Source organism: Paraburkholderia sp. Tr-20389, from assembly GCF_017104565.1.
Lineage (GTDB): Bacteria > Pseudomonadota > Gammaproteobacteria > Burkholderiales > Burkholderiaceae > Paraburkholderia.
In genome coordinates this window covers 12,432-36,986 of the sequence record NZ_JAAGPD010000039.1, presented here as the reverse complement: position 1 = coordinate 36,986, position 24,555 = coordinate 12,432, and the positions used below count along the sequence as shown (strand labels likewise).

21 protein-coding genes are annotated in these 24,555 nt (G+C 64.3%); 13 read left to right on the top strand and 8 right to left on the bottom strand.

Annotated features, from left to right (window positions below):
• The first annotated feature begins 193 nt into the window (after positions 1-193).
• Both G3N95_RS29310 and G3N95_RS29305 read left to right on the top strand, forming a co-directional pair.
• The gene (locus G3N95_RS29310) at positions 194-2,431 is read left to right on the top strand and encodes a TonB-dependent siderophore receptor (protein ID WP_205973590.1); all 2,238 of its coding nucleotides are present in this window, start codon (positions 194-196) and stop codon (positions 2,429-2,431) included.
• A gap of 100 nt (positions 2,432-2,531) precedes the next feature.
• Positions 2,532-3,215 carry a Fe2+-dependent dioxygenase gene (locus G3N95_RS29305; RefSeq protein WP_205973589.1) on the top strand — a complete coding sequence of 228 codons (684 nt, stop codon included), beginning with the start codon at positions 2,532-2,534 and terminating at the stop codon, positions 3,213-3,215.
• Here the strand turns inward: G3N95_RS29305 and G3N95_RS29300 are convergent.
• A complete protein-coding gene (locus G3N95_RS29300) occupies positions 3,212-4,135 on the bottom strand; it encodes a DMT family transporter (RefSeq protein WP_205973588.1) in 924 nt (307 codons plus the stop codon). The two genes, G3N95_RS29305 and G3N95_RS29300, sit on opposite strands and share 4 nt — an antisense overlap.
• A gap of 101 nt (positions 4,136-4,236) precedes the next feature.
• On the opposite strand from G3N95_RS29300, the gene G3N95_RS29295 reads away from it, so the two are divergent.
• Positions 4,237-5,115: a LysR substrate-binding domain-containing protein gene (locus tag G3N95_RS29295; RefSeq protein ID WP_205973587.1), complete on the top strand. Its 879-nt coding sequence runs from the start codon at positions 4,237-4,239 to the stop codon at positions 5,113-5,115.
• A gap of 55 nt (positions 5,116-5,170) precedes the next feature.
• Here the strand turns inward: G3N95_RS29295 and G3N95_RS29290 are convergent, their stop codons facing one another.
• The 4 genes from G3N95_RS29290 to G3N95_RS29275 form a co-directional block, all read right to left on the bottom strand.
• The gene (locus G3N95_RS29290; protein ID WP_205973661.1) at positions 5,171-6,880 is read right to left on the bottom strand and encodes a lactate permease LctP family transporter; all 1,710 of its coding nucleotides are present in this window, start codon (positions 6,878-6,880) and stop codon (positions 5,171-5,173) included.
• Positions 6,881-7,004: 124 nt separating this feature from the next.
• Positions 7,005-8,450, bottom strand: coding sequence for a LutB/LldF family L-lactate oxidation iron-sulfur protein (locus G3N95_RS29285; RefSeq protein WP_205973586.1), 1,446 nt, complete (start codon positions 8,448-8,450; stop codon positions 7,005-7,007).
• Positions 8,447-9,154 (bottom strand): lactate utilization protein C, encoded by a 708-nt coding sequence (locus G3N95_RS29280; protein ID WP_205973585.1) that lies wholly within the window; start codon positions 9,152-9,154, stop codon positions 8,447-8,449. The genes G3N95_RS29285 and G3N95_RS29280 overlap by 4 nt, the downstream gene beginning before the upstream one ends.
• Positions 9,151-9,945, bottom strand: coding sequence for a (Fe-S)-binding protein (locus tag G3N95_RS29275; RefSeq protein ID WP_205973584.1), 795 nt, complete (start codon positions 9,943-9,945; stop codon positions 9,151-9,153). The genes G3N95_RS29280 and G3N95_RS29275 overlap by 4 nt, the downstream gene beginning before the upstream one ends.
• Before the next feature lie 188 nt (positions 9,946-10,133).
• Between G3N95_RS29275 and G3N95_RS29270 the strand changes: the two genes are divergently transcribed.
• Positions 10,134-10,796 (top strand): FadR/GntR family transcriptional regulator, encoded by a 663-nt coding sequence (locus G3N95_RS29270; protein ID WP_241019021.1) that lies wholly within the window; start codon positions 10,134-10,136, stop codon positions 10,794-10,796.
• Between the two features lie 57 nt (positions 10,797-10,853).
• Here the strand turns inward: G3N95_RS29270 and G3N95_RS29265 are convergent, their stop codons facing one another.
• Together G3N95_RS29265 and G3N95_RS29260 are read right to left on the bottom strand one after the other, a co-directional pair.
• Positions 10,854-12,428: a methyl-accepting chemotaxis protein gene (locus G3N95_RS29265; RefSeq protein WP_205973582.1), complete on the bottom strand. Its 1,575-nt coding sequence runs from the start codon at positions 12,426-12,428 to the stop codon at positions 10,854-10,856.
• A 172-nt stretch (positions 12,429-12,600) separates the two neighbouring features.
• On the bottom strand, positions 12,601-13,524 hold the full coding sequence (locus G3N95_RS29260) for a LysR family transcriptional regulator (protein WP_205973581.1): 924 nt from the start codon (positions 13,522-13,524) through the stop codon (positions 12,601-12,603).
• 163 nt (positions 13,525-13,687) lie between these two features.
• Here G3N95_RS29260 and G3N95_RS29255 point away from each other — a divergent pair, with 163 nt between their 5' ends.
• From G3N95_RS29255 to G3N95_RS29215, 9 genes are all read left to right on the top strand, one after another.
• Positions 13,688-14,431 (top strand): SDR family oxidoreductase, encoded by a 744-nt coding sequence (locus tag G3N95_RS29255; RefSeq protein WP_205973580.1) that lies wholly within the window; start codon positions 13,688-13,690, stop codon positions 14,429-14,431.
• Positions 14,432-14,650: 219 nt separating this feature from the next.
• Complete coding sequence (locus G3N95_RS29250) at positions 14,651-15,688, top strand: transporter (RefSeq protein ID WP_205973660.1); 1,038 nt, start codon at positions 14,651-14,653, stop codon at positions 15,686-15,688.
• A gap of 184 nt (positions 15,689-15,872) precedes the next feature.
• Positions 15,873-16,181, top strand: a complete 309-nt coding sequence (locus G3N95_RS29245; RefSeq protein WP_205973579.1) for an EthD family reductase — start codon at positions 15,873-15,875, stop codon at positions 16,179-16,181.
• Between the two features lie 226 nt (positions 16,182-16,407).
• On the top strand, positions 16,408-18,156 hold the full coding sequence (gene araD, locus G3N95_RS29240) for an L-arabinonate dehydratase (protein WP_205973578.1): 1,749 nt from the start codon (positions 16,408-16,410) through the stop codon (positions 18,154-18,156).
• A gap of 27 nt (positions 18,157-18,183) precedes the next feature.
• Positions 18,184-18,918 carry a ribonuclease activity regulator RraA gene (locus G3N95_RS29235; protein WP_205973577.1) on the top strand — a complete coding sequence of 245 codons (735 nt, stop codon included), beginning with the start codon at positions 18,184-18,186 and terminating at the stop codon, positions 18,916-18,918.
• A gap of 85 nt (positions 18,919-19,003) precedes the next feature.
• Positions 19,004-20,329 carry an MFS transporter gene (locus G3N95_RS29230; RefSeq protein WP_205973576.1) on the top strand — a complete coding sequence of 442 codons (1,326 nt, stop codon included), beginning with the start codon at positions 19,004-19,006 and terminating at the stop codon, positions 20,327-20,329.
• A gap of 82 nt (positions 20,330-20,411) precedes the next feature.
• The gene (locus G3N95_RS29225) at positions 20,412-21,479 is read left to right on the top strand and encodes a LacI family DNA-binding transcriptional regulator (RefSeq protein WP_205973575.1); all 1,068 of its coding nucleotides are present in this window, start codon (positions 20,412-20,414) and stop codon (positions 21,477-21,479) included.
• A 188-nt stretch (positions 21,480-21,667) separates the two neighbouring features.
• Complete coding sequence (locus tag G3N95_RS29220; RefSeq protein ID WP_241019020.1) at positions 21,668-22,054, top strand: hemerythrin domain-containing protein; 387 nt, start codon at positions 21,668-21,670, stop codon at positions 22,052-22,054.
• Positions 22,055-22,130: 76 nt separating this feature from the next.
• The gene (locus tag G3N95_RS29215) at positions 22,131-23,348 is read left to right on the top strand and encodes an NnrS family protein (RefSeq protein WP_205973573.1); all 1,218 of its coding nucleotides are present in this window, start codon (positions 22,131-22,133) and stop codon (positions 23,346-23,348) included.
• A 40-nt stretch (positions 23,349-23,388) separates the two neighbouring features.
• Here G3N95_RS29215 and G3N95_RS29210 read toward each other — a convergent pair whose 3' ends face one another.
• Positions 23,389-24,507 (bottom strand): diguanylate cyclase, encoded by a 1,119-nt coding sequence (locus G3N95_RS29210; RefSeq protein ID WP_277398041.1) that lies wholly within the window; start codon positions 24,505-24,507, stop codon positions 23,389-23,391.
• Between the last annotated feature and the right edge of the window lie 48 nt (positions 24,508-24,555).

Genomic DNA, 24,555 nt, shown 5'->3' with positions numbered 1-24,555 from the left:
GCGCAATGACCACACATGCCGTGTGCATTATTGCGAACCATTACCGTTCATGTAATGATATCGATTCGCATTTAATGGCGGCCAGCCGGAGGTGTTGTCGGCTCGGCGGGGCGGTTCGCGCGAAGGCGTGAACCGGACGGGCAGGCAGCGCCCGTTGCACCAAAAAAATCAGTGACAACGACAGGGAATCGCGATGTATCGAACAACGCCACTCGCAGCGGCCGTCATGGCCGTCTTTGCGACGCCGCTCTACGCCCAAACGACGACGCCTGCCACACCGGCAGCACAAGTAGCCCAGGCCGCAACGTCCACTTCTCCCGCCAGCCAGCCCTCCGCCAGCCAGCCTTCCGAAAGCACCGCACTGCCTGCTGTTCATGTGTCGGGCCAAGCGGACAACGCTACCGACTTCCAGCCCGACACGTCGAGCGTCGGCGCCAAGGTGCCGACCGCATTGCGTGACATTCCGCAAGCCGCGACCGTCGTGCCCAAGGCCGTGCTGCAATCGCAGGCCGTGAGCTCCTTCTCCGATGCGTTGCGCAACGTGCCCGGCATTACGATCGGCGCAGCCGAAGGCGGGCAGATCGGCAACAACATCAACCTGCGCGGCTTCTCGGCGCGTACCGACATTTACCTCGATGGCTTTCGCGATCGCGGCCAGTACTATCGCGACACGTTCAACCTCGAGTCGATCGATGTGCTGTATGGTCCGTCGTCGCTGTACTTCGGTCGTGGTTCGACGGGCGGCGTGATCAACCAGGTCAGCAAGGAGCCGACGCTGAAGAAGCGCGCCGACGTCTCCGTGCAGGCCGGCACACATGACCGCTATCGCACGACCGTCGACCTCGACACGCCGATCACTGACACGTCAGCGTTCCGCATCAACGCATTCGGCCAGAGCCTCGGCTCGTCGCGCGACGTGATGAAGAACAAGGACTACGGCGTCGCGCCCGAAGTGAAGTTCGGCATCGGCACGCCGACGGAAATCACGCTGTCCGCGCTGATCCAGCACAACCGCGATCAGCCCGACTACGGTATTCCGCCGCTGAACGGCCATCCCGCGCCGGTGAATCGCGGCACGTTTTACGGCTACACCGACGACCGCACGATTCAGGACGTGCAGACGCTCAGCGCGCGCATCAAGCACCGTTTCAACGACGACCTGATTCTGCGTAACCAGACGCAGTTCAGCCACTACAGCACGGAAGCGCGCGCGACCAACGCGGCATCGGTGCTGACGGGTCCGCTCTCGACGTCGACGGCGCTGACCAACGGCAACTTCACGACGATCGATCCGTCGAAGCTGTTCGTGAAGCTGCAGGGCAAGGACCGCAACATCAACGACCACTCGGTCTACAACTCGACCGATCTCGAAGCGAAGTTCAACACGGGTCCGCTCAAACACGACGTGATCACGGGTCTCGACCTGAGCCACGAAACGTATAGCAATCAGACCTTCACCGCGACCTCGCCGGGTATGACCTCGAATACGATCGGCGTCGTGCCGCTGATCGATCCGCCGTATCTGCCGCGTCCTGCGAACGTGAAGGAAGTCGCCACCAATCTCGCGGAATCGAGTGCGAATGGCGTGGGTGCGTACGTGAACGATACGGTGTCGATCGGCCAGCACTGGAAGGTGGTGGGCGGCGTGCGCTGGGATCGCTATGAAGCGTCGATTCACAATTCGATCAACGTGCCGGGCTATGCGACGCAGACGAACTACTTCACGAGCGTGCGCGGCGGCATCATTTATCAGCCGGCCGACTGGCAATCGTATTATGTGTCGTACGGCACGTCGTTCGATCCGTCGCTCGAAGCGCTGACGTTGACGAACGGCCAGCAGAGCCTGCCGCCCGAACACAACAAGTCGTATGAAGTGGGCGCGAAGCTGGATCTGCTTGGCGGTGGATTGTCCGTCACGCAATCGCTGTTCAACATCGAAAAGACGAATGCGCGCACGGCGAACCCGGACGGCAGCTACACGCTCGATGGCGATATCCGCGTGCGCGGTTATCAGCTCGGTCTTGCCGGTCACATCACGAACAACTGGCAGGTGTTCGGTGGCTACACGTACATGGACGGCGAGATCCTGAAGGCGTTAGACGGTACGCAAGGCAAGGTGCCCGCCAACACGCCCAAGCACACGCTCACGCTGTGGACCACGTACCTGTTCACGCCGCATTGGGAAATCGGCGGCGGGCCGACGTATATGTCGTCGCGCTATGCAGCGAATAACAACTTCGTGCAGGTCGGCGGCTACACGCGCTGGGATGCGATGGCCGCGTATCACGCGAAGCGTTACGACGTTCAGCTCAACGTGTTGAACCTTACCGACAAGAACTACTACGACGCGCTGATTCCGTCCGACGGCGGACGCGCGGTGCCGGGTTACGGCCGTACGTTCCTCGCGACGGTAAACTATCGCTTCTTCTGATCGCATGAAGCGATAGCCCACGACATGCCGCGTGCTTCCCGCATGAAGCGATTCATGCAGAAAGCGCGCGGCGTTGTCCGTTAAGCAGGAACCTTGAACGATGATAGTCTCGATCCCGGACGTACTGAGCCCCGCCGAAGCCGCCGCGATGCGCGCGCAGCTCGAAACGAGCGATGCATGGGTCGATGGCCGCGCGACAGCCGGCTATCAGGGCGCACCCGTCAAGCGCAACCAGCAGATCGCGGAGGGCTCGCCCATCGCGCTGGAAATGGGCGACCGGATCGTCGCGTCGCTGGAACGCCATCCGCTTTTCATCAGCGCCGCGCTGCCGAACAAGGTGTATCCGCCGCTGTTCAACCGTTATGAAGGCGGCATGCACTTCGGCAGTCACGTGGACGGTGCGATCCGGCTCGTGCCGGGCAGTGGCGCGCGCGTGCGCACCGACATCTCGATCACGCTGTTCCTCACGCCGCCCGACGAATACGACGGCGGCGAGCTGCTGATCGAAGATACTTTCGGCGTGCAGGAAGTGAAGCTGCCCGCCGGACACGCAATCGTCTATCCGGGCACGAGCCTGCATCAGGTGCGGCCCGTCTCGCGCGGTGCGCGTGTATCGAGCTTCTTCTGGGTGCAGAGCCTCGTGCGCGACGACACGCAGCGCGCGATGCTGTTCGATCTCGACGGCGCGATCCAGCGGCTCAATGCATCGAATGGCGATGAAGCGGCGCGCCGCACGCTGGTAGGGTGTTATCACAACCTGCTGCGTATGTGGAGCGATACCTAGGCAGCCGTGCGCCCCGCGGAAGAAGCAGGAGCCGCTTTCTTCTGCGGATTGCGGCCGCTTTGCAGCAGGAACACGCCGCCGAGAATGCAGACCATGGCGAGCAGATCGAGCGAACGGATCGGCTCGTGCGCGAACAGCACGCCGATCACCAATGCGACGACGGGCGGAATATACGTGACGCTCGACGCGGCGAGCGCGCCGAGCCGCTGCACGATGAAGTAGTACAGGATATACGCGACGCCCGTGCCGAGCAGCCCAAGCCCGAGCACGATGCCGACGACGGCGCGCGTCTCGTGCGCGATGCTTGCGATGCCGTCGAATGGCGTCACGCAGGCAATCGTCAGGAGCGCAAAGCCGATTTGCCACGTCGACAGCGCGACGGGAGACATGTCGAGTGTCGATAGAAAGCGCCGGGCGTAGACAAAAGAGCCGCCCACGCTCAACGATCCCGCCGCCATATACCCGACGCCCCCCAGATTCACGCTCGCGACGGCGCCATTCCACGGCCGCGCGATCATCAGCACGCCAACGAAACCGCACACCACGCCGACGATCATCTTCGCGGTCGGCCGCTCGGCCCGCAACAGTGCCCACGCGCAGACGAACGAGAACAGTGGAATCGCGCCGCTCAGCATGCCGGCTACGCTCGACAGCAACAGCGACGCGCCTTTTGCAAACGCGTAGTAGTAGACGCTCGTAGCAAGCAGCGACATCACAATGAAGTGATGGGCATGGCGCAACTGCTTCCACGACAGCGCCTTCGTGGCAAACGCATAGACGACGAGCGGCAGGAAGCCGAACAGCACGCGCAGGAAGACGATCTGTGCGGGCGAGATCAACACGCTGGCCCACTTCATAAAAAGAAAATTGCTGCCCCAGATCAGGCCGAGCAGCGCGAATGCGAAATAGGCGGGGTTCATGGCAAACACCATCGGAAGCAGAGACGATGGGCCGATTGTGCTGCGCACGCAGATGCGGTACAAACGATTTGTTTTCGTCGATAGTGAAGAAAAACTATCTTATGTCCGGCATACCCCCACTCAAGGCACTGGTCGCGTTTGAAGCCGCGATGCGACTGAACAGTTTTTCTCTAGCTGCTGACGAATTGAACGTGACGCCCGGCGCGGTAGGTCAGCAGATCCAGAAGCTCGAAGCGTGGCTCGGGGTCGCGCTGTTTGCTCGTCAGGTTCGGCAAATCGTGCCGACGGACGATGCGCGCGCTTACTACACACAGGTTCAACCCGCGCTCGCGCAGATCGTGCATGCGAGCCGCCGCGTGCGGGAGAGCCAGAACAAAGGCGTACGCATATCCATGCCGCCCAGTTTCGCCGCGAAATGGTTTGCGCCACGCATGACGGAGTTTCTGATCGCGCATCCGGACATCGCGCTGGAACTGAACACGACGACTGCGATGGTCGATTTCGAATTGCAGTCCATCGATCTGGCCGTGCGCTATTTCGACGGCAACGCGCCCGACCTGAACGTGCAACTGCTGCATCCCGACGAAGCGCACGTCTATTGCAGTCCGTCGTACGCGAGACGGCTCAAGCTGAAAAGCCCCGACGATCTGCCACGTGCGACGCTGCTGCACAACACGCTGCATCCGCATTGGACGACGTGGCTCAGGAAATTCGGCAAGCTGTCCGCGCGGCAGATCGATGGCATTCCAGGCATTCACTTCGACCAGTCGCTGATGGCGATCGAGGCGGCCGTGCGCGGGCAGGGCGTCGTGCTGACGAGCGCCGTGTTGACGGAAGCGGAGCGGGCGGCGAAGTCGCTGGTCGATCCGTTTGGCTTGAGCTTGCCCTTGAAGACTGCGTACTACCTCGTGCATCCGAGGTCGGTCGAACTCAAGCCGGGAGCGGAGACCTTGAAAGCGTGGTTTATCAGCGAGCCTTAAGCAAAAACGCCCGCAAATAATGCGGGCGTTTCTTCAGATACAGTAAGCGGAAGGATCAGCCCGGCAGCATGCCCGGCAACACATACGCCTGCAGCAGCGTGATCAGGCCGACGATCACCGCGAACAGCAGGCTATGCCGCACGGTGAATCGAAACAGCTCCGACTCGCGTCCGACGAGACCCGTCGCCGCGCAAGCAACCGCGATCGATTGCGGCGAAATCATCTTGCCCGTCACACCGCCCGTCGTATTTGCGGCCACCAGAAGCGTGTCCGACACGCCGATCTGATGCGCGGTCGTATGCTGAAGCGAGCAGAACAGCGCATTCGACGACGTATCCGAACCTGTCAGAAACACACCGAGCCAGCCGAGCACCGGCGAGAAGAACGGGAACGCGGCGCCCGTGCCGGCGAGCAGCAATGCCAGCGTCGACGACATGCCCGAATAGTTCGCGACGAACGCGAACGACAGCACGAGACCGATCGACAGGATGGGGCGGCGCAGTTCCTTCAGCGTTTCGCCGAACGTGGAGAGCGCGTCGCGCGGCTTCACGCGCAGCAGGATCATCGATATCAGCGCGGTCAGCAGAATCGCCGTGCCGACTGCGGAGAGCAGATCGAGCTTGAACACGGCTTCATATGCTTTGGGCGTCGCAACGATGGGCGCCGTTTTCATCACGAGTTGATCGAGCGCGGGCACCTTGAACTTGATGATGCTCCACGCAAGCGCGCCCTTCGCAGCGAACAGCGCCTTGAACGATTGCAGGCTCCACACGGTGACGACGGCGGTCAGAATGCCGAAGGGCGCCCACGCGCGGATGGTCTGTGCGACCGTGTACGGCGACGCGCGACGGCTCGTGCCATTCGATGCACCATTACCGCCGCCAAAGCCACCGAGAGAAAGCGCCGCCGCGCCGCCGCCGACGGTGCCGCGCGCCGTATCGTGTGCGCGGCGCGGCTGCCAGACCTTCAGGAACGAAGCAAGTGCGACGAGGCTCACGAGCGCCGACGTGATATCGGGCAGCTCAGGTCCGATGTGATTCGACGTGAAGTATTGCGTGACGGCGAAGCTGCCGCCCGCGACGAGCGCGGCCGGCCACGTTTCCTTGATGCCGCGTTTGGCGTCCATCATGAAGACCAGCCAGAACGGCACGGCCAGCGACAGCAGCGGCAACTGACGGCCCGCCGTCGCGCCGATCAGGAACGGGTCGATGCCCGTCACCTGGCCCGCGACGATGATGGGAATGCCCATCGCGCCGAACGCAACGGGTGCGGTATTGGCGATCAGACACATGCCCGCCGCCTTCAGTGGATCGAAGCCCAGACCGACGAGCAGGGCTGCCGTGATCGCGACGGGTGCGCCGAAGCCAGCCGCGCCTTCGAGAAACGCGCCGAACGAAAAGCCGATCAGCAGCAGTTGCAGACGCTGATCGTCCGTCAGCGCGAGGACGGATGCGCGGATGATGTCGAACTGCCCCGTCTTCACGACCAGCTTGTAGAGGAATACGGCCGTGACGATGATCCATGCGATCGGCCACAGGCCGTAGGCGAAGCCGAAGCCCGCGGCCGCGAAGGCCTGCGGCGCGGGCATGCCGTACGCGAAGATCGCTACGGCGAGCGACAGGATCAGCGTTCCCGCTGCCGCGACATGTCCCTTCAGGCGCAGCGCCGCCAGCGCGACGAAGAAAAAGATGATCGGGATGCTGGCCGCGAGCGCGGATAGCCAGAGGCTGCCGAGCGGCAGATAGGTCTGATACCACGGGTGCATGTCGGTCTCCTCCGAAAATGCGTTCAATGAATTCTTGTTGGCGGCACGCAGCCGCTCGCGGTGCATCGCCTGTGAAGACGGTGCACGCGTGTCCCTGTGCTGAATAAACTAAGTAAAGTAATCGCTACCCGGGCTGGCCGCGCTCGCGCAGCAGATCGTGCAGACTGCGCGCGGCAGGCTTCAGCGGCTCGCGATGACGGGTCCAGCCCATCTGGTTCTTCGGCGCGAAGCCGCGCAGCCGCGTGGCCGCCCAGCGCAGCATCCGGTAGGCGCGCGGATGCGCGAAGGCGCCGCTCCAGAAGCGCCACACGAACTGTTCCTCGCGGCTGAACTTCGCGCCCTGGCCGCGCAACGGATGCGCGACCACTTCGTTCGGATCGCGGTTCGCTTCCGTGCGCAGGCGCACGAGCAATTCGGGAATCGGTATCCGCACGGGGCACACTTCGCCGCAGGCGCCGCACAGGCTCGATGCCGTCGGCAGATCGGCGGTTTCTTCGAGGCCCAGCAGATGCGGTGAAATGATCTTGCCGATCGGACCCGGATACGTGGTTCCGTATGCATGTCCGCCGATCCGCGTGTACACGGGGCAGTGATTCATGCACGCGCCGCAGCGGATGCATTGCAGCGTCGCGCGCAACTGCTCGTCCGCATACGCCTGCGTGCGGCCGTTGTCGAGCAGCACCACGTGCATCTCGCGCGGACCGTCGCGCTCGCCTTCGCGGCGCGGGCCCGTGATCAGGTTGAAGTACGTCGTGATCGCCTGGCCCGTCGCGGAGCGCGTCAGGAGGCTCGAAAGCGGCACGATGTGCGACAGCTTCGCGACCACCTTTTCCATGCCCATGATCGCGATGTGCACGTCGGGCACGGTCGTGGACAGACGTCCGTTGCCTTCGTTTTCGACGAGCCAGAGCGTGCCCGTATCGGCTGCCGCGAAGTTGACGCCCGACAGGCCGATGTCGGCGTCGATGAATGCGCGGCGCAGTGCGCGGCGGCCCGTCTGGATCAGTTCGTCGACATCTTCCGTGTAGCGCGTATCGGGGATGTGTTGCTCGAACAGTTCGGCGATATCGGCCTTCGTCTTGTGGATCGCGGGCATCACGATATGCGACGGCTTTTCGTGTGCGAGCTGCACGATGTACTCGCCCATATCGGATTCGATACAGTCGATGCCGCGCGCTTCGAGGTAATGGTTGAGCTCGATCTCCTCGCTCGCCATCGACTTGCCCTTGATCACGCGCTTCGCGTCGCGCGATTGCGCGATGCGATGAATGATCGCGGTGGCGTCGGCAGCGGTTTCGGCCCAATGCACATGAACGCCACGCGCCGTGAGCTGTTCTTCGAGCTGCACAAGCAGATCGGGCAGGCGCGACAGCGCGTGCTGGCGCACGGCTTCGCCGAGATCGCGCAGATGCTGGAGTTCGTCGTCGTCGGGGAATTGCGTGCGGCGTTTGGTTTGCAGAAAGTCCATTGCGCCGCGAAAACTGCTGCGAAGTTTGGGATCGTCGAGCGCGGCACGGGCGCGCGTCTTGAAGTCCTGCGGCGGCACGAAGTGCATCGGCGTGGCGTTCATGCGGCGTCTCCGTGCGCGAAGTCGGCCTGATGTTCGACGATCACGACCCACAGTTCGCGCGGACCATGCGCGCCGTAGGCGAGCGTTTGCTGGATATCGGATGTCTTCGACGGGCCCGAGATCATCACGAGATTGGTCGGCATGTCTGTCTGCCATTGCTCGGCGCGCATCGCGGCGTGCAGGTCCGCGTGCAGCGTGTGCGCGTAGACGAGCGCGATGTGCAGCGGCGGCACCAGCGACATCGTGCGCGGCGAGCCCGCGTCGGGTGCGACGATCAGCGTGCCCGTCGCTGCGAGACCCGAGCGCGCGACCGTGAAGCCGGCGTCGATCGTGTCGAATAGTTCGGCTTTCCAGTTTTCGATCGGCTGATCGTAGTTGCGTGTCGCGACGGACGCAGGCAGCGCCTGCTGTAACGCGGCACCTTCCGCGCGCGACGTGTCGAGCAGCACGCGCTTCACATTCGCTTCGCGCAGGCGTTGTGCGATCAACGCGGGCCACGTGCGCTCCGTCGCGCGAAACACGTCGGCGTGCGACGCGCGCAGTGCAGCCTGCATCGATTCGATCAGCGTCTGCGTCGGCGACGCGACGCGGCGGCTGTCGTAATGCAGATCGATGCCTGCGTCGAGGTGTTCGAGGTCGTCGGCGGAAACCTGAGCGGGCGCGGCGGCGCGCAATCGTCCGAGCATGCGTTCGCGCGCGTTCATGCGTTGTCTCCCTTGTCATGCGCATCGGCGCGCTGCGTGCGCCGCCACAGGAAGCTCGCGATATGTTCGACTTCAACGGGCGCGTGCTGATGACGGGCGGCATGGCCGATGTTCAGCAGGCAACCGCAATCGGCGGACACGATGCGCTCGCAGCCCGTTGCGCACGCCGACGCGACCTTGTCGCGAACCATCGCGCCGGAAATGTCGGGATGCTTGAGCGAAAACGTGCCGCCGAACCCGCAGCATTCCGATTCGCGTTCATGCTCGATACGCGTGACGCCCGGCAACGCATCGACGAGTTCGACGCCATGCACCCGCGTGCCCATTTCACGTCGCGCAGCACATGAGGTATGCAGCACGATGCGTTCGTCGGCGGCATCGCTCGAAGTGGGCAATTCGATGTGCAGCACGCGCAGCAGGAATTCGCTGAGTTCGTAGACGCGCTCGCTGAGTTCTTCCGCCCTGGCGGCCATCGCGGGATCGTCCGCGAAGAGCTTCGGCCAGTGGTGGCGCATCATGCCCGCGCACGAGCCGGACGGCACGATCACGGGCCACGGGTTCGAGAAGAGCTCGAACTGGGCACGCGCGACGCTGCGCGCCTGTTCGGGATTGCCGCTGCTGTACGCGGGCTGGCCGCAGCAGCTTTGTTCCTGAGGAAAGTGCACGACGAGCCCTTCGCGTTCGAGCAGCTTCACGGCGTCGAGGCCGGCTTCGGGCACGAACAGGTCGACGAGGCAGGTGGCGAACAGATACACATCGCGCGGGGCCGCCGGATATTGCCTTTCCTTCATATCTCGCTCCAGAATGCGTCCGCTTTGTGCGCCGCTTGAAACTCGTTTGAAGCTCAAGTGGCAGCGCGGATTGCTTGAATCGTTGGCGCATGATTCCCAAATGTGCGCGACAATACAAATTGGTTGGACCAATAAAGGGGCGAGGGATGGCGACGCAGACGAGAGAGCGGGGCAGGGTGGAGGGCATCATGCGCCAGATGGAAACGTCGCTGCTCGACGGCACGTGGCCGCCCGGTTCGCGGCTGCCCGCCGAGCGTACGCTGGCGGAACAGTACGACGCCTCGCGCAACACGGTGCGCGAGGCGATCCAGCGGCTGGCGGCGCGCGGCCTGCTGCAAAGCCGGCGCGGCGCGGGCGTGTATGCGACGGATCAGTTGCGCGCGGGCATCGCGTCGCCGTGGGGGCAACTGGTCGCGGACCACCCGGTGCTGCGCAACGACATTCTGGAATTTCGCCGCGTGCTGGAAGGCGCGACGGCCTATTTCGCGGCGATGCGCGCGACGGGCGCGGACATCAAACGGATCCGTTCACTGATGCGCGAACTGGAGCGCTCGCACGACTGCGACGACAAGGAAAGCGAAGCCACGGCCGATACACAGTTGCACGACGCCATCGCGCAGGCCTCGCACAACACGATGTTCCTGCATCTGCATACGAGCATTCTCGGCATGCTGCGCGAACACATCACGATCAGCGGGACGGATTTGCGGGCACTGGGCGCGACGGAGTCGGCCCAGCTGCTGATCCAGCATCGCGCCGTCTGCGACGCGATCTGCATGCGGCGGCCCGAAGAAGCGCGCACGGCGATGCACACGCATATCGACTACGTGCGCAGCAACCTGCACGAATAGGGCGAGGAAGCCGAAACTGGTCCAACCACGCTGGAGTCAGTCGCGGCTAAAAAAACATCAGACGGTTTCGGCGACCTGAAACGCATCCACCGAAGTCTTCAACCGCCCAGCCTGCTCGGTCAGCGAATGCGCAGCGGCTGCCGCCTGTTCGACGAGCGCCGCGTTTTCCTGCGTGAGGCTGTCCATCTGCGTGACGGCGAGATTGACCTGATCGATGCCCGCGCTCTGTTCGGCGGCGGCAGCGGCGATTTCCTGCATCACGCCCGTCACGCTCGCAATCGCATCGCGTGCCTGCTGAATCGTCGATCCCGTGCGCTCGACGAGACCCGCGCCGTTGCCGACCTTGTCGACGGCGCGGCTGATCAGTTGCCGCACTTCCTTCGCGGCGCCCGCGCTGCGATGCGCGAGCGTGCGCACTTCGCCCGCGACGACCGCGAAGCCGCGTCCCTGTTCGCCCGCGCGCGCCGCTTCGACGGCGGCATTCAGCGCGAGGATGTTGGTCTGAAAGGCGATGCTCTCGATCACCGCGATCACCTCGACCATCTTCTGCGATTCGCTGGAGATGTCGCGCATTGTCGAGACGGCCTCGCCGACCATCACGCTGCCCTGGTTCGCGATCTGCGCGGCGCTTTCGGCGAGTTCGCTGGCGGTGCGCGCGTTCTCCGCCGTCTGCCGCACCATCGACGTCATCTGTTCCATGCTCGCCGCCGTCTCCTGCAACGAGGCGGCCTGATTCTCGGTGCGCGACGAGAGGTCCGCATTGCCGCTGGCGATTTCCCCCGCACCCGTCGCGACGTTGTCGGCGGCATGCTTGATTGCGCGGATCGTGTCCGTCAGCGTATCGCGCATGCGGCGCATCTCGCGCAGCAGGCTGCGCTCGTCGTTCTGGCGCGTGTCGATCGACACGGTCAGATCGCCGATCGCGATCGCGTTGGCGACGTCGGCCGCATAGCCGGGGTCGCCGCCGATCGTGCGCTGGATGCTGCGGTTGGTCACCGCGACGAGCGTGGCCAGCAGCACGGCGATGCCGATGAACACGCCGCCGATCAGATAGAGCGAGCGCATGAATGCGGCGTCGATATCGTCGACGTACGCGCCTGTTGCGATGATCCAGTCCCACGGCGCGTAGCGCACGACGTAGCCGATCTTGCCGACGGCTTCGGCGGGGCCCGATGCCGACGCGGGGCGCGAATGCGGAAACACGTAGTCGACGAAGCCGCCATCGGGCGACTGTGCGACTTTAGCGAATGTCACGTAATGGTGGCGGCCATCGGCGTCAGCGGTGCCGGCGAGATCCTTGCCATTGGTCGCGGGCTTGATGGGATGCATGACCATGCGCGGCGTCGAATCGATCACGAGGAAGTAGCCGTCCTCGCCGTAGCGGATGTCGCGCAGGCGGGCGAGCGCCTCCTTGCGCGCGTCCGCGTCGCTGAGCTTGCCGTTCTGCGCGAGCGCCGCATATTCCTGAACCAGCGACAAACCGACATGCGCGACGTTCACGAGGTCGTTCTTGCGTTCCTCGATACGCGTCTCGCGCGACAGGTATGCCGCCGACACCGATACCAGCAACAACGCGATCAGGCTGATGACGAGCGGCAACCACAGCTTCTGGGTAAAACTCAGCTTCACCATTCGGACGCCTCGCTACGTGCGCGATTTTTAAAATGTGGACGCGCTTCGACAGGATGCGGCGCGCATGTCTCCTTCTGATATATCGACAGATGTCGCCCCGGCTTGCGTACAGAAAAACCCTGTCATGGATTCTGCGTAGAAGGCCCGCGTGGCAGCGGTCTGCGAATCGCACCTATCTAGCGTCGAAGCGCGCCGCGAGGCGCCGCTCGCGAAACGCCCCGACGATGAAGTCGATGAACACGCGGGTCTTCGCGGGCAATAGCTTGCGGTTCGGGTAATAGAGCGTAAGGGGGCTGATGGGCGCGTGCCAGCCGGGCAGCAGCCGCATCAACTGGCCGCTTTCGAGCCACGGCGCCGCGTGCGGCGTCGGCAGGAAGGCGATGCCGAGACCTTGCATCGCCGCATGCGCCATCGCTTCGGGATCGTCGAAGATCATCCGCACGCGGCATTCGGCAAGCGCCTCTTCACCGACCTGGTTGCGCATCGTCCACGCGCGCAGGCGGCCCGTGCTGCTGGAGCGGCGTGCAATGCCGTCCAGGTCCGCGAGTTCGGACGGATGCGCGGGCAGCGGCCGGCCCTTCATATACGCCGGCGACGCCGCGACGATCGTGCAAGGCCGCGCGATCTCGCGCGCGACCACGCCTTGCGTCAACTCGATCCCGGCGCCGATGGCGGCATCGAAGCCACCCGCGATCAGATCGACGGCGCGGTTGTCGAAGTGCCAGTCGGGCACGATGTCCGGATAGCGTTCGAGAAATTCGCCGAGCAGGGGCACCAGATACTCCCGCCCGAACGACAGCGCCATGCCGACCTTCAGCACGCCCGACGGCTTGCCGTCGTGCTGCGCGGCGCGCGCAAACGCGTCCTGCAGGCTCGCGAACGGCGCGCCCGCGTCGGCCCATAGCTGCTCGCCGCCGGGCGTCATCGTAAGCTTGCGGGTGCTGCGATGAAAGAGCCGCACGCCCAGATGCGCCTCCAGCCGCGCGACGTTCTTGCTGACACCGGCAGGCGTAAGGCCGAGCCTGCGCGCGGCTGCCGAGAAACTGCCCGTTTCGGCTGTCTGGATGAACGATTCGATGAGGTTCAGGGCTTCCATTTGTTGTCGGTCTAGGCTGTCGTTTCAGCCGCTTGCGGACGATGGCCGTCCGTTTCGGCTTATACCTGTAGTTGAAACTGTTAGTCGTGATTAGATGCTACCGGCAATGTAATCGCTTGACCATACTTGCATCACCTCAACACCACTTCATCAGGAGCACAACATGAACTCGAATCTTCAAGGCAAGGTTGCTTTCGTCACGGGCGGTGCACGCGGAATCGGTGCGGCGGTGGTTCGCCGGCTCGCCCGCGAAGGCGCGACGGTCGCCTTCACGTATCACAGCTCGGCAGCGGGAGCGAACGATCTGGTCGCGAGCATCGAGAAGGCGGGTGGCCGTGCGATTGCCGTGAAGGCGGACGTCGCGGATGCCGCTGCGCTGACGAACGCGATCAACGAGACGGCGCGTGAACTCGGCAAGATCGACATCCTCGTGAACAACGCGGGCGTGCTGCGCATCGGCACGCTGGACACTTTCACGCTCGAAGACTTCGATGCGACCGTGCAAGTGAACGTGCGCGCCGTGTTCGTCGCGTCGAAGGCGGTGCTGCCGCACATGGGACAAGGCGGCCGGATCATCAACATCGGCAGCACGAATGCCGAGCGCATGCCGTTCGCGGGCGGCGCGGCGTACGCAATGAGCAAGTCGGCGCTGCTGGGCCTCGTGCAAGGCCTCGCGCGTGACCTCGGCCCGAAGGGCATCACGGTCAACAACGTGGCGCCCGGTCCCGTCAATACCGACATGAACCCGGAAGCGGGCGAGTTTGGCGCATCGCTGCACGGTTTGATGGCGATCCCGCGTCACGGCACGACGGACGAAATCGCGGGCATGGTCGCGTATGTCGCAAGCCCTGAAGCGGCTTTCGTGACGGGCGCGAACCTGCTGATCGACGGCGGCTTCGCTGCGTAAGCATCGGGCGCAGCCGTCCGCAATCGTGCGGGCGGCTGCGTATCGAACGCGGCGGGAGCGAGATTCGCCGCTTTTGCCGGCATCGCCGCTGACAAAGCCGTCAAAAGCCTGTCAACTCGTCGACAAATAAGCGTCAAACAGCTGTCACGTAACGCTGCTGACGCGATGCTCATGTCAGAATGGCGCTTTCGTGGACCCCACCCCGAAACGCACATGACTTTGAACCTGGCGCCCAGCACCTACGGAGCCGACCGCTCCGGCCTCGTTTGCGGATTTCGCTTTGCCCCCGACACGCCCGGCCTGGCCGTCGACACCGACACGGCCGCCGATTGGCTTGCCGAATGCCGCAACGAAACGAAGGCGTCGAGCGCCCATCAGAGTGAATTTCTCTGGCTGCATTTCAATCTCGCGCATGTGTCCAGCGAGCGCTGGATCCGCACGCATCTCGATCTGCCCGACACCTTCTTCGAAGCGCTGCAAGAAGGCTCGCACTCCACGCGCATCGAGCACCAGCACGGCGCGCTGCTCGCCGTCGTCAACGATGTGATGTACGACTTCGAGCAGACGCCTTCCGAAATCGCGACGCTGTGGGTCTACACGCACAAGCGGATCATGGTGACGGCGCGTCTGAAGCAACTGCGCTCGGTCGACCGGCTGCGCGCGTCGGTGCGCAACGGCGAGAACTTCGACACATCGGCGGAACTGCTGATCCATCTGCTGCGCGATCAGGCCGATCTGCTCGTCGAAATCGTGCGCCGGACCAGCATCGAGGTCGACCGCATCGAAGATCATTTCCTGTCGCAGCGCGTCTATCAGAGCCGCCGCGACCTCGGCGCAATGCGGCGCGTGCTGGTGCGCCTGCAACGGCTGCTCGCGCCCGAGCCCGGCTCGATCTTCCGCCTGCTGGTGCGGCCGCCCGCATGGCTGCTGCCCGCCGACGTGCAGAGCCTGCGCGATTCGACGGAAGAGTTCTCGCTGGTGCTCGGCGACCTGTCGGGTCTCGCGGAACGCATCAAGCTGCTGCAGGAAGAGATTGCCGCGCGCCTGAACGAGCAGACCAACCGCACGCTGTACACGCTGACCATCGTGACCGTGCTCGCGCTGCCCATCAACATCATCGCGGGTCTGTTCGGGATGAACGTCGGCGGCGTGCCGCTCGCGGAGAACAAGCACGGCTTCTGGATGATGGTGCTGCTCGTCGTGAGTTTTACCGTGCTCGCGGGCTGGTGGGCGTTGCGTCGCAGGCCGTCGGGTTGATGCGTGCAGCGGCTGTTTCGAAACGCGTCCCTTCACACGGCTTTCGCATAAGCCCGGCGTAGAATCCATGAGCCGTTCGAGCGGCATTCTGCATTGGCCAGCGGTATCGGTAGCACGCATTGATCAGCCGTATTGGTCATTAGCAGGCGGCGCAACACTGAACGTCCGTTTCAGGAGGCATGACATGGCAAAGCTCGTCGCGCTCTACAAGACCCCCACCGACCGCAACGCATTCGACGCCCATTACTTCGATAAACACGTGCCGCTCGCGAAGTCGATACCCGGCCTGCGCGGCTACGAAGTGAGCGTCGGACCCGTGGCAAGCGCCAAGGGCGAGTCGCCATATGCGCTCGCCGCCATCCTCAGTTTCGACAGCTTCGAATCGTTGCAGCAGGCGATGGGCACGCCCGAAGCCGCGGCCACTACCGCCGATCTGCAGAACTTCGCGCAGGCGGGCGTCGAACTGCTCGTGTTCGACACGAAAGAAGTCTGACGCAGGCGGCGCGTTCGCGACACAGCCGCGCGGGCCGGTCCGCGCGGCATGTCTTCATACCTGATTTTCCATTGCGTCTCCGTACTATCCCTGGCGGACGGAGCGGAATGATAACGCTACCATCCGTGCATCCGAATGATCGTTTCGCAGCCGCGAAAGCCCCTATCCGTCGCGTCCCGCCGCCGTTTTCGCGGCCGGAAATGATAGCGTTACCAAGGAGACTGATTTGTCCTCGAATCGCAAGAAGCCCGAAGAACTGCGCAGCTACCGCTGGTATGGCGTCAACGATCTCCGGTCGTTCGGTCACCGCTCGCGCACCGCGCAGATGGGTTATCACTCGTCGGACTACATGGGCAAGCCGGTGATCGCCGTCGTCAACACGTGGAGCGAGATCAACTCATGCCACACGCACTTCAAGCAGCGCGTCGAGGAAGTGAAGCGCGGCATCTGGCAGGCGGGCGGCTTTCCCGTCGAAATGCCTGTGATGACGCTCGCCGAGCCGTTCCAGAAGCCGACCACGATGCTGTACCGCAACTTCCTCGCAATGGAGACGGAAGAGCTGCTGAAGTCCTATCCGTTCGACGGCTGCGTGCTGATGGGCGGCTGCGACAAGACCACGCCGGGTCTGCTGATGGGCGCGATCAGCATGGACCTGCCCGCGATCTATCTGCCCGCCGGTCCGATGCTGCGCGGCAACTGGAACGGCCGCACGCTCGGCAGCGGTTCGGACACGTGGAAATACTGGGCGGAGCTGCGTGCGGGCAAGATCACGGAAGACGAATGGAAGGGCATCGAGAGCGGCATCGCGCGTTCGCCCGGCCATTGCATGACGATGGGCACGGCCTCCACGATGACGAGCGCGACGGAATCGCTCGGCCTCACGCTGCCCGGATTCTCGTCGATTCCCGCCGCCGATTCGCGTCACGCGCAATATGCGTCGCTGACGGGGCAGCGCATCGTCGAGATGGTGTGGACCGATCAGAAGCCGTCCGACATCCTCACCGCGAAGTCGTTCGACAACGCCGTGACGACCGTGCTCGCGATGTCGGGTTCGACGAATGCGATCGTGCATCTGGTGGCCGTCGCACGCCGCGCGGGCATCGATCTGACGACGGCGCGCTTTGACGAACTGGCGCGCGTGACGCCCGTGCTCGGCAACATCCGTCCGGCGGGCCAGTATCTGATGGAGGATTTTTATTACGCGGGCGGCCTGCGCGCGTTGCTGGTCGAACTGGGCGAACTGATCGACGGCACGCAGATGACGGTGAACGGCCAGACGCTCGGCGAGAACATCGCGGGCGCGGAGATTTTCAACGACGACGTGATCCGCAAGCGCGCCAATCCGCTGGTCGAACGTGACGGTCTCGCCGTGCTGACAGGCAATCTCGCGCCCGATGGCGCCGTCATCAAACCGGCCGCGATGGAGTCGCACCTGCTGAAGCATCGCGGTCCCGCGGTCGTGTTCAAGGACTACGGCGACATGGCTGCGCGCATCGACAGCGAAGACCTCGACGTGACGGCCGATTCGGTGATCGTGTTGCAGCATGCGGGTCCCGTCGGCGCGCCGGGCATGCCCGAGTGGGGCCAACTGCCGATTCCGCAAAAGCTGCTGAAGCAGGGCGTGCGCGACATGCTGCGTATCTCCGATGCGCGCATGAGCGGCACCAGCTACGGCGCGTGCGTGCTGCACGTCGCGCCCGAGTCGTTCGTCGGCGGGCCGCTCGCGCTCGTGAAGGACGGCGACATCATCGAACTGGACGTGGCCGCTCGCCGCCTGCATGTCGAGGTCAGCGATCAGGAACTGGCCGCGCGCAAGGAAGCGTGGCAAGCGCCGAAACGTCCGTTCGAACGCGGCTTCGGCGTGATGCATCAACTGCACGTGACCCAGGCGAACAAGGGTTGCGATTTCGATTTTCTCGAAGAAAAACTGACCGTCTCCTCCGATGCGAATCGCGATGAGCCGGAAATCCACTAACGCATACCGAGCCACCCGACACCTAATATGACCGCAACCGAAACGACCGTGAGCGCCGAAGCGCTCGAACAACTCCGCCACGTGAGCACCGCGACGCTCACCACGCAGCTCTTCAAGCGCGGCCTGCGCAATGTGTTCCTGCAAGGCGTCGCGCCGCTCGTGAAGCCCGCGCCCGGCGCGCCGAACCTGGTCGGTCCCGCGTTCACGCTGCGCAATATCCCGGCGCGCGAAGACCTCGATCATGTGGGCGTGTTCCAGAACCCCGACCATCCGCAGCGCAAGGCCGTCGAGACAGCGCCGCCCGGCAGCGTGCTCGTGCAGGATTGCCGCGGCGACCGCACGGTCGCTTCGGTCGGCTCGATTCTCGCGCTGCGACTCGCGAAGCGCGGCGTCGCGGGCATGGTGTCGGACGGCGCGGTGCGCGACAGCGGCACGATCTCCGAACTGGGTCTGCCCATCTGGTGCGCGGGCGCGAGCGCGCCGCTCAATCTCGCGAAGCATCACGCCGTCGACATGAATGTGCCCATCGCGTGCGGCGGCGTGCCCGTCTATCCGGGCGACATCGTCGTCGGGGACGTGGACGGCGTCGTGATCGTGCCGCGCGAAATGGCCGAAGACGTTGCGCGCGATGCAACCGAACAGGAGCAGCTCGAAGCGTTCATCCAGCAGCGCGTCGCCGACGGCAGTCCGCTGCGCGGCACGTATCCGCCGAACGAGGAAACGCTGGCCGCCTACAAGGCGTGGCGCGAGCAGCAGAAGTAACGCGCTGTAGAGGTCACGCGCAACCCGTCACGACGACAACCGCCATAAGGAGGTCCGCGCGCACGCAGCGGGCCCAGGAGACAACGTGAACACCGTCACTTCCGCGATCGACGAATCGCGCCTCATCAATCGTCTGGGCCTGCGGCTGATGCCGCTGCTCGGCGTCCTGTATCTGGTCGCGTATATCGACCGCTCGAACATCAGCTTCGCGAAACTGCAGATGCTCGGCAGTCTTGGGCTGTCGGAAGTGGCGTATGGGTTGGGCGCGTCGCTGTTCTTCATCGGCTATCTGATCTTCGAGGTGCCGAGCAACGTTTTGCTTCACAAGTACGGCGCGCCGAAATGGATGGCGCGCATCATGCTGACGTGGGGCATCGTGACGATCCTGCTCGCGTTCACGCGGAACGCAACGATGTTCTATGTGCTGCGGTTTCTGCTGGGCGCATCGGAAGCCGGGCTGTATCCCGGCGTGATCTATTACCTGACGCTGTGGTTTCCGCAGCGGCATCGCGTGCGGATGCTCGGGTACTTCACGGTGGGCAGCAGCCTCGGCAACATGGTCGGCGCGCCGATCTGCGGCTGGCTGCTCGACAAGGGCGGTTTCCTCGGGCTGCAAGGGTGGCAGCTCGTGTTCGTCGTGACGGGCATTCCTTCCGTGCTGCTTACGCTGGTCGTGCTGTTCTGCCTGCCCGCATCGCCGCGCGAAGCGAAGTTTCTGTCGAACGAAGAAAAGGGCTGGCTTGCGCGCACGCTGGAGAACGAGAGCGCGCAGGCCCGCAAGAACGCCGCGCATCACACGACGCTGCTGTCCGTGCTCGCCGAGCCGCGCGTGATCGGCATGGCGCTCTACTACATGATGCTGTCGATCTCCGTGTACGGCGTGAGCTACTGGCTGCCGACGCTCGTCAAAGGCTTCGGCGTCACGAACACGACGAACGGTTTCCTCAACATCATTCCGTGGCTGATGGCGACGATCGTGCTCGCGTGGCTGCCGTCGAAACTGCGAGCGGGCAATCGCGCGATCGTCGCGATGCTCGCGTCGGCGCTGCTCGGCATGGTGTTCTTCCTGTCGTCGGTATTCCTGCCGACCAATACGCTGCGCTTCGTCGCGCTGTGCTTCGGCGCACCGTGCATGTATCTGCTGATTCCGTGCTTCTGGACGCTGCCGCCGAAGTTCCTGTTCGGCGCGCGCGCGGCGGCGGGCATTGCGGCCATCAACTCGCTCGGCAATATCGGCGGCTTCATCGCGCAGAATCTCGTGCCGTTCGTGAAGCAGACCACAGGCAGCACGCAGGCACCGATGCTGATTCCCGCCGCGTGCATGCTGGTCTTCGCGATCGTCACCAGCTTCGTTCTGCGCCGCAGCGCTCGCGCGGCACAGGGCGTGAGCGGCGCGCCCGCAATCGAATGAACGCGCGCGTGAAAGTGCGCGTGAATGTGTGCATCGCGCATTGGCTACAATAGCCGCGCAACTTTTCCAGGTGCATCTTTTCATGCCGACCGCCAAGCCAACCGACGACGCCCCGATCGATCTCAAGGGCAGCGCCACACCCGCGCGGCGCACGCGCGGCGGGCCGAAGGGCTTGCGCATCACGGATGTCGCGGCGCAAGCGGGCGTGTCGCCCATCACGGTGTCGCGCGTGTTCAACAACCCGGAGTCCGTCGCGCCCGAAACGCTCGAGCGTGTGCGCCAGGTCGTGCAGAAGCTCGGCTATGTGCCGAATCGTCTCGCGGGCGGTTTGTCGTCGGCGCGTTCGCGGCTGATCGCGGCCATCGTGCCGACCATCGCGCACTCGCTGTTCTCCGAAACCATTCAGGTGTTCAGCGAGACCATGTCGCGCGCAGGCTATGAAGTGCTGCTCGCGCTCAGCGGCTACAGCGACACCAACGAAGAAAGCCTGCTCGATACCGTGCTGAGCCGCCGGCCCGAAGGCGTGCTGCTGACGGGCGTCGCGCATACGGCTTCGTTGCGCGAGCGTCTGCGCAACGTCGGTATTCCCGTCGTCGAAACGTGGGACATGACGGAGACGCCGATCGACATGCTGGTTGGCTTCTCGCATGAGCAGATCGGCGCGGCGGTGGCGGAGCGCTTTCTGGCGCGCGGCGCGAAACGGCCCGCGCTGATTTCGGCGAGCGACGTGCGCGCGCTTGCACGCCGCGCAGGCTTTCGCGACCGGCTCGCGAAGGCGGGGATGACGGACGTGGCGGAAGTGATCGTTGCGCCGCCCAGTTCGCTGGCGACAGGCAAGGCCGCGTTGCCGCAACTGCTGCAGAGCGCGCCGGATGTCGATGCCGTGTTCTGCGGCTCCGACCTGCTGGCGATCGGCGCGCTCGGCGCAGCGAGACGCATGGGCATCGACGTGCCTTCGCGACTCGCGATCTGCGGTTTCGGCGATCTCGACTTCGCGACAGAAACGACGCCGCAACTGACGACGGTGCGCGTCGACGGCACGCGTATCGGCGTGAGCGCGGCGCGCGCGCTGCTCGACCGGCTGAACGGCGTCCACGAGCGCGCATTCGTCGATGTCGGGTTCAGTATGGTCGAGCGCGAATCGGCTTGAGCCCTCACGAAGCAGGCTGTCGAACCGACTCGGCACCTAGTCGGAATGACTAGGGTGCGAGTGACTAGCGAACACCGTAAGTTACTGTTTTCCTGAACATTACTGGTTGGCACGAAACGTGTTTAAGGGTTAACGCGAGCCCAAAGGCCGCGTATCCAGTCAACATAAGAATGTGCAGGTCAACAACCATGTCACTGATCACCACGCTCAAGCACGACCACGAAGAGATTTTCCGTTTGCTCGATGAATGCCGCGCGCTCGGCGTCGCCTCCGAAGAAGGCCGCCGCAAGCTGAAGCTGCTGCGCGGCGTCGTCGTCGCGCATCTCGCGCGCGAAGACCAGAAGCTCTACCCCGCGATGCAGAAGCACGACGCGACGCGCGCCCTCGGCGATATGTACGCGCAGGAGATGCGCGCGATGTCGGCGGAAATTCTCGGCTTTTTCGATTCGCTCGACAGAGGGCGCTCGGGACTCGAATCCGCGCGTGAAATCGGCCGCGTGATTTCGCATCTGCGGCAACGGATGACGCGCGAAGAAGTGCGTCTCTATCCCGCGTTCGAAGCGCACTGCGCATAACGAAGCGCAGACCCGCTGGAAAGCGGCGAGGCCGCTTTCTCATCCTTTGCGTTGCCCTGAAGAAAGCGAGCGAATCATGAAACCCGTCGAACCCCGTGCGACCTTCGTTCCGCTGCCGGGACGCTACCGGCCCGCGCAGCGTTTCGCGCTGCTCAACCTGGGCTTTCGTCCGTTCTATCTGGCGGGCGCGGGCTTTGCCGCGCTCGCGCTCAGCGTATGGCTGCTCGTGCTCGCGGGCGTGCCGGCGATGGGCCACTATCTGCTCAAACTCGATCCCATCGGATGGCATGCGCACGAAATGGTGTTCGGCTTTGCGGCATCCATCGTCGCGGGCTTTCTGCTGACAGCCGTGCGCGCCTGGACGGGCATGCAGACGACCAGCCCGCGCGTGCTCGCCGCGCTCGCACTGTTGTGGCTGTGTGCGCGCGTGCTCGTGTGGAGTGGACCGGCTGTACCGGCCGCGCTCATCGACAGCGCGTTCCTGCCCGTCGTCGCATTCGTGTTGCTGCGCGTGCTGATGAAGGCGGGGAACCGGCGCAACTATTTCCTCGTGCCCGTGTTGCTGACCTTCGGTGCCCTGAACGCCGCGTTCCATGTGCTGATGCAGACCGGGCACGCCGGGCTCGCGCTGCGCTGCATTTACGCGGCGGCGGGTATCGTCGTGCTGCTGGTGAGCGTGATCGGCGCGCGCGTGATTCCGATGTTCACGTCGAACGCGATTCCTGGCTTCGTCACGCGTCGCTGGACGTGGGTCGAACGCAGCGCCGCGCCGTTGACGCTCGCCGCGCTGTTCGCCGACGCGGCTGCGCTGCCGCCGGCGCTCATTGCGACGCTCGCGTTGGCTGCCTGCGCGGTCCACGGCGCGCGTCTGATCGGCTGGCGTTCGTACAAGGTGCGCGGTCCGGCGATTCTGCTGATCCTGCATATCGCGTATGCGTGGATGCCCATCGGCTTTGCGTTGCTGGGTCTGAGCGCATTCGGATTCGTGCCGCATTCCGTGGCACTGCATGCGTTCACGGCGGGCGTGATCGGCGGGGCGATCATCGCGATGATCACGCGCACGGCGCGCGGTCACACGGGCCGGCCGCTCGTCGCGGATACGCGCGATCTCGCGAGCTATGCGCTCGTCACGCTGGGTTCGGCGTTGCGGATCGTCGGTCCGCTGCTTGCGCCGGGGCATTACACGATGTGGATCGGGAGCGCGGGCGTGTGCTGGATCGCGGCATTCGCGATCTATGTGGGCGCGTATGCGCTGCCGTTGATGCGGCCGCGCGCGGACGGCAAGCCGGGTTAGGGCGCCGGCGACCCGGCGGCAACACGTGGAAGAAGGCGCATCACCCGGCGGCCCCGCGTGCCGCGCCCTTGCCGCCCTCCATCGCCGCGACACGATTCTTGCCGTCGCGCTTCGCACGATAGAGCGCGAGGTCGGCGGATTCGATCAGCGTCGTCATCGGCGCATCGGGTGCCGGCACCAGCGTCGCGCAGCCGACGCTGACCGTCACATACTTCCCCGACGACGAGCCCGCGTGCGGAATGCGCAGCGCCTCGACTTCGAGACGGATCTTCTCGGCGAGCAGGCGCGTCCCGCCCGCCGACGTGCCGGGCAGCACGACCGCGAATTCCTCGCCGCCGAAGCGCGCGGCGAGATCGCCGGGACGCCCGAGGCAGCCTTCCACTGTCGACGCGATCTGCTTGAGCACTTCGTCGCCCGCGACGTGCCCGTAGGTGTCGTTGTACGGCTTGAAGTTGTCGACGTCGAGCATCAGCATCGACACTTCCGTTTGCGCGCGCATGCCGCGCCGCCACTCGGCGTTCAGGTACTCGTCCAGATAGCGGCGGTTCGACAGACCCGTCAGGCCATCCGACTGTGTGAGCTTGCGCAGTTCGAGATTGGCTTCGAGCAGTTGCTGCTGCGATTCGCGCAGCGCGCGGTAGGCCTCGTCGCGTTGCAGCAGGTTCACGTATGAGCGCGAGTGATAGCGAATGCGCGCAACGAGTTCGATGCGGTCGGGCAGCTTGACGAGATAGTCGTTCGCGCCTGCCGCGAAGGCCGCGCTCTTGATGGTCGGCTCTTCCTTCGTCGACAGCACGATGATGGGCACGTCGCGCAGCTTCGCGTTCGTGCGGTACGCCTTCACGAGCGTGAGACCGTCGATGCCGGGCATCACGAGATCCTGCAGGATCACCGTGGGACGCGTATGGGTGGCCGCGCGGATCGCTTCGTCGGCGCTCGCGCAGTAGTGCAGATCGATGCCTTCCTCGTTCGCGAGCGCGCGCTTCACCGCTTCCGCGACGATCGCCTGGTCGTCGACGAGCAGCACCATGATCGGCATGTCAGACAGCGCCGCCGTTTCGAGCGCGGCGCGCGCGGCTTCCAGCGCGGCATTCGCGCGGTCGACCGACGTCGATGTGGAACCCCCCTGGTCCCGTGCCCCGATTTGATCGAAGTCCATTTGCGTACCCCTGTCGGAAATGCTGCTCATGCCCCGTCTCTATCGTTG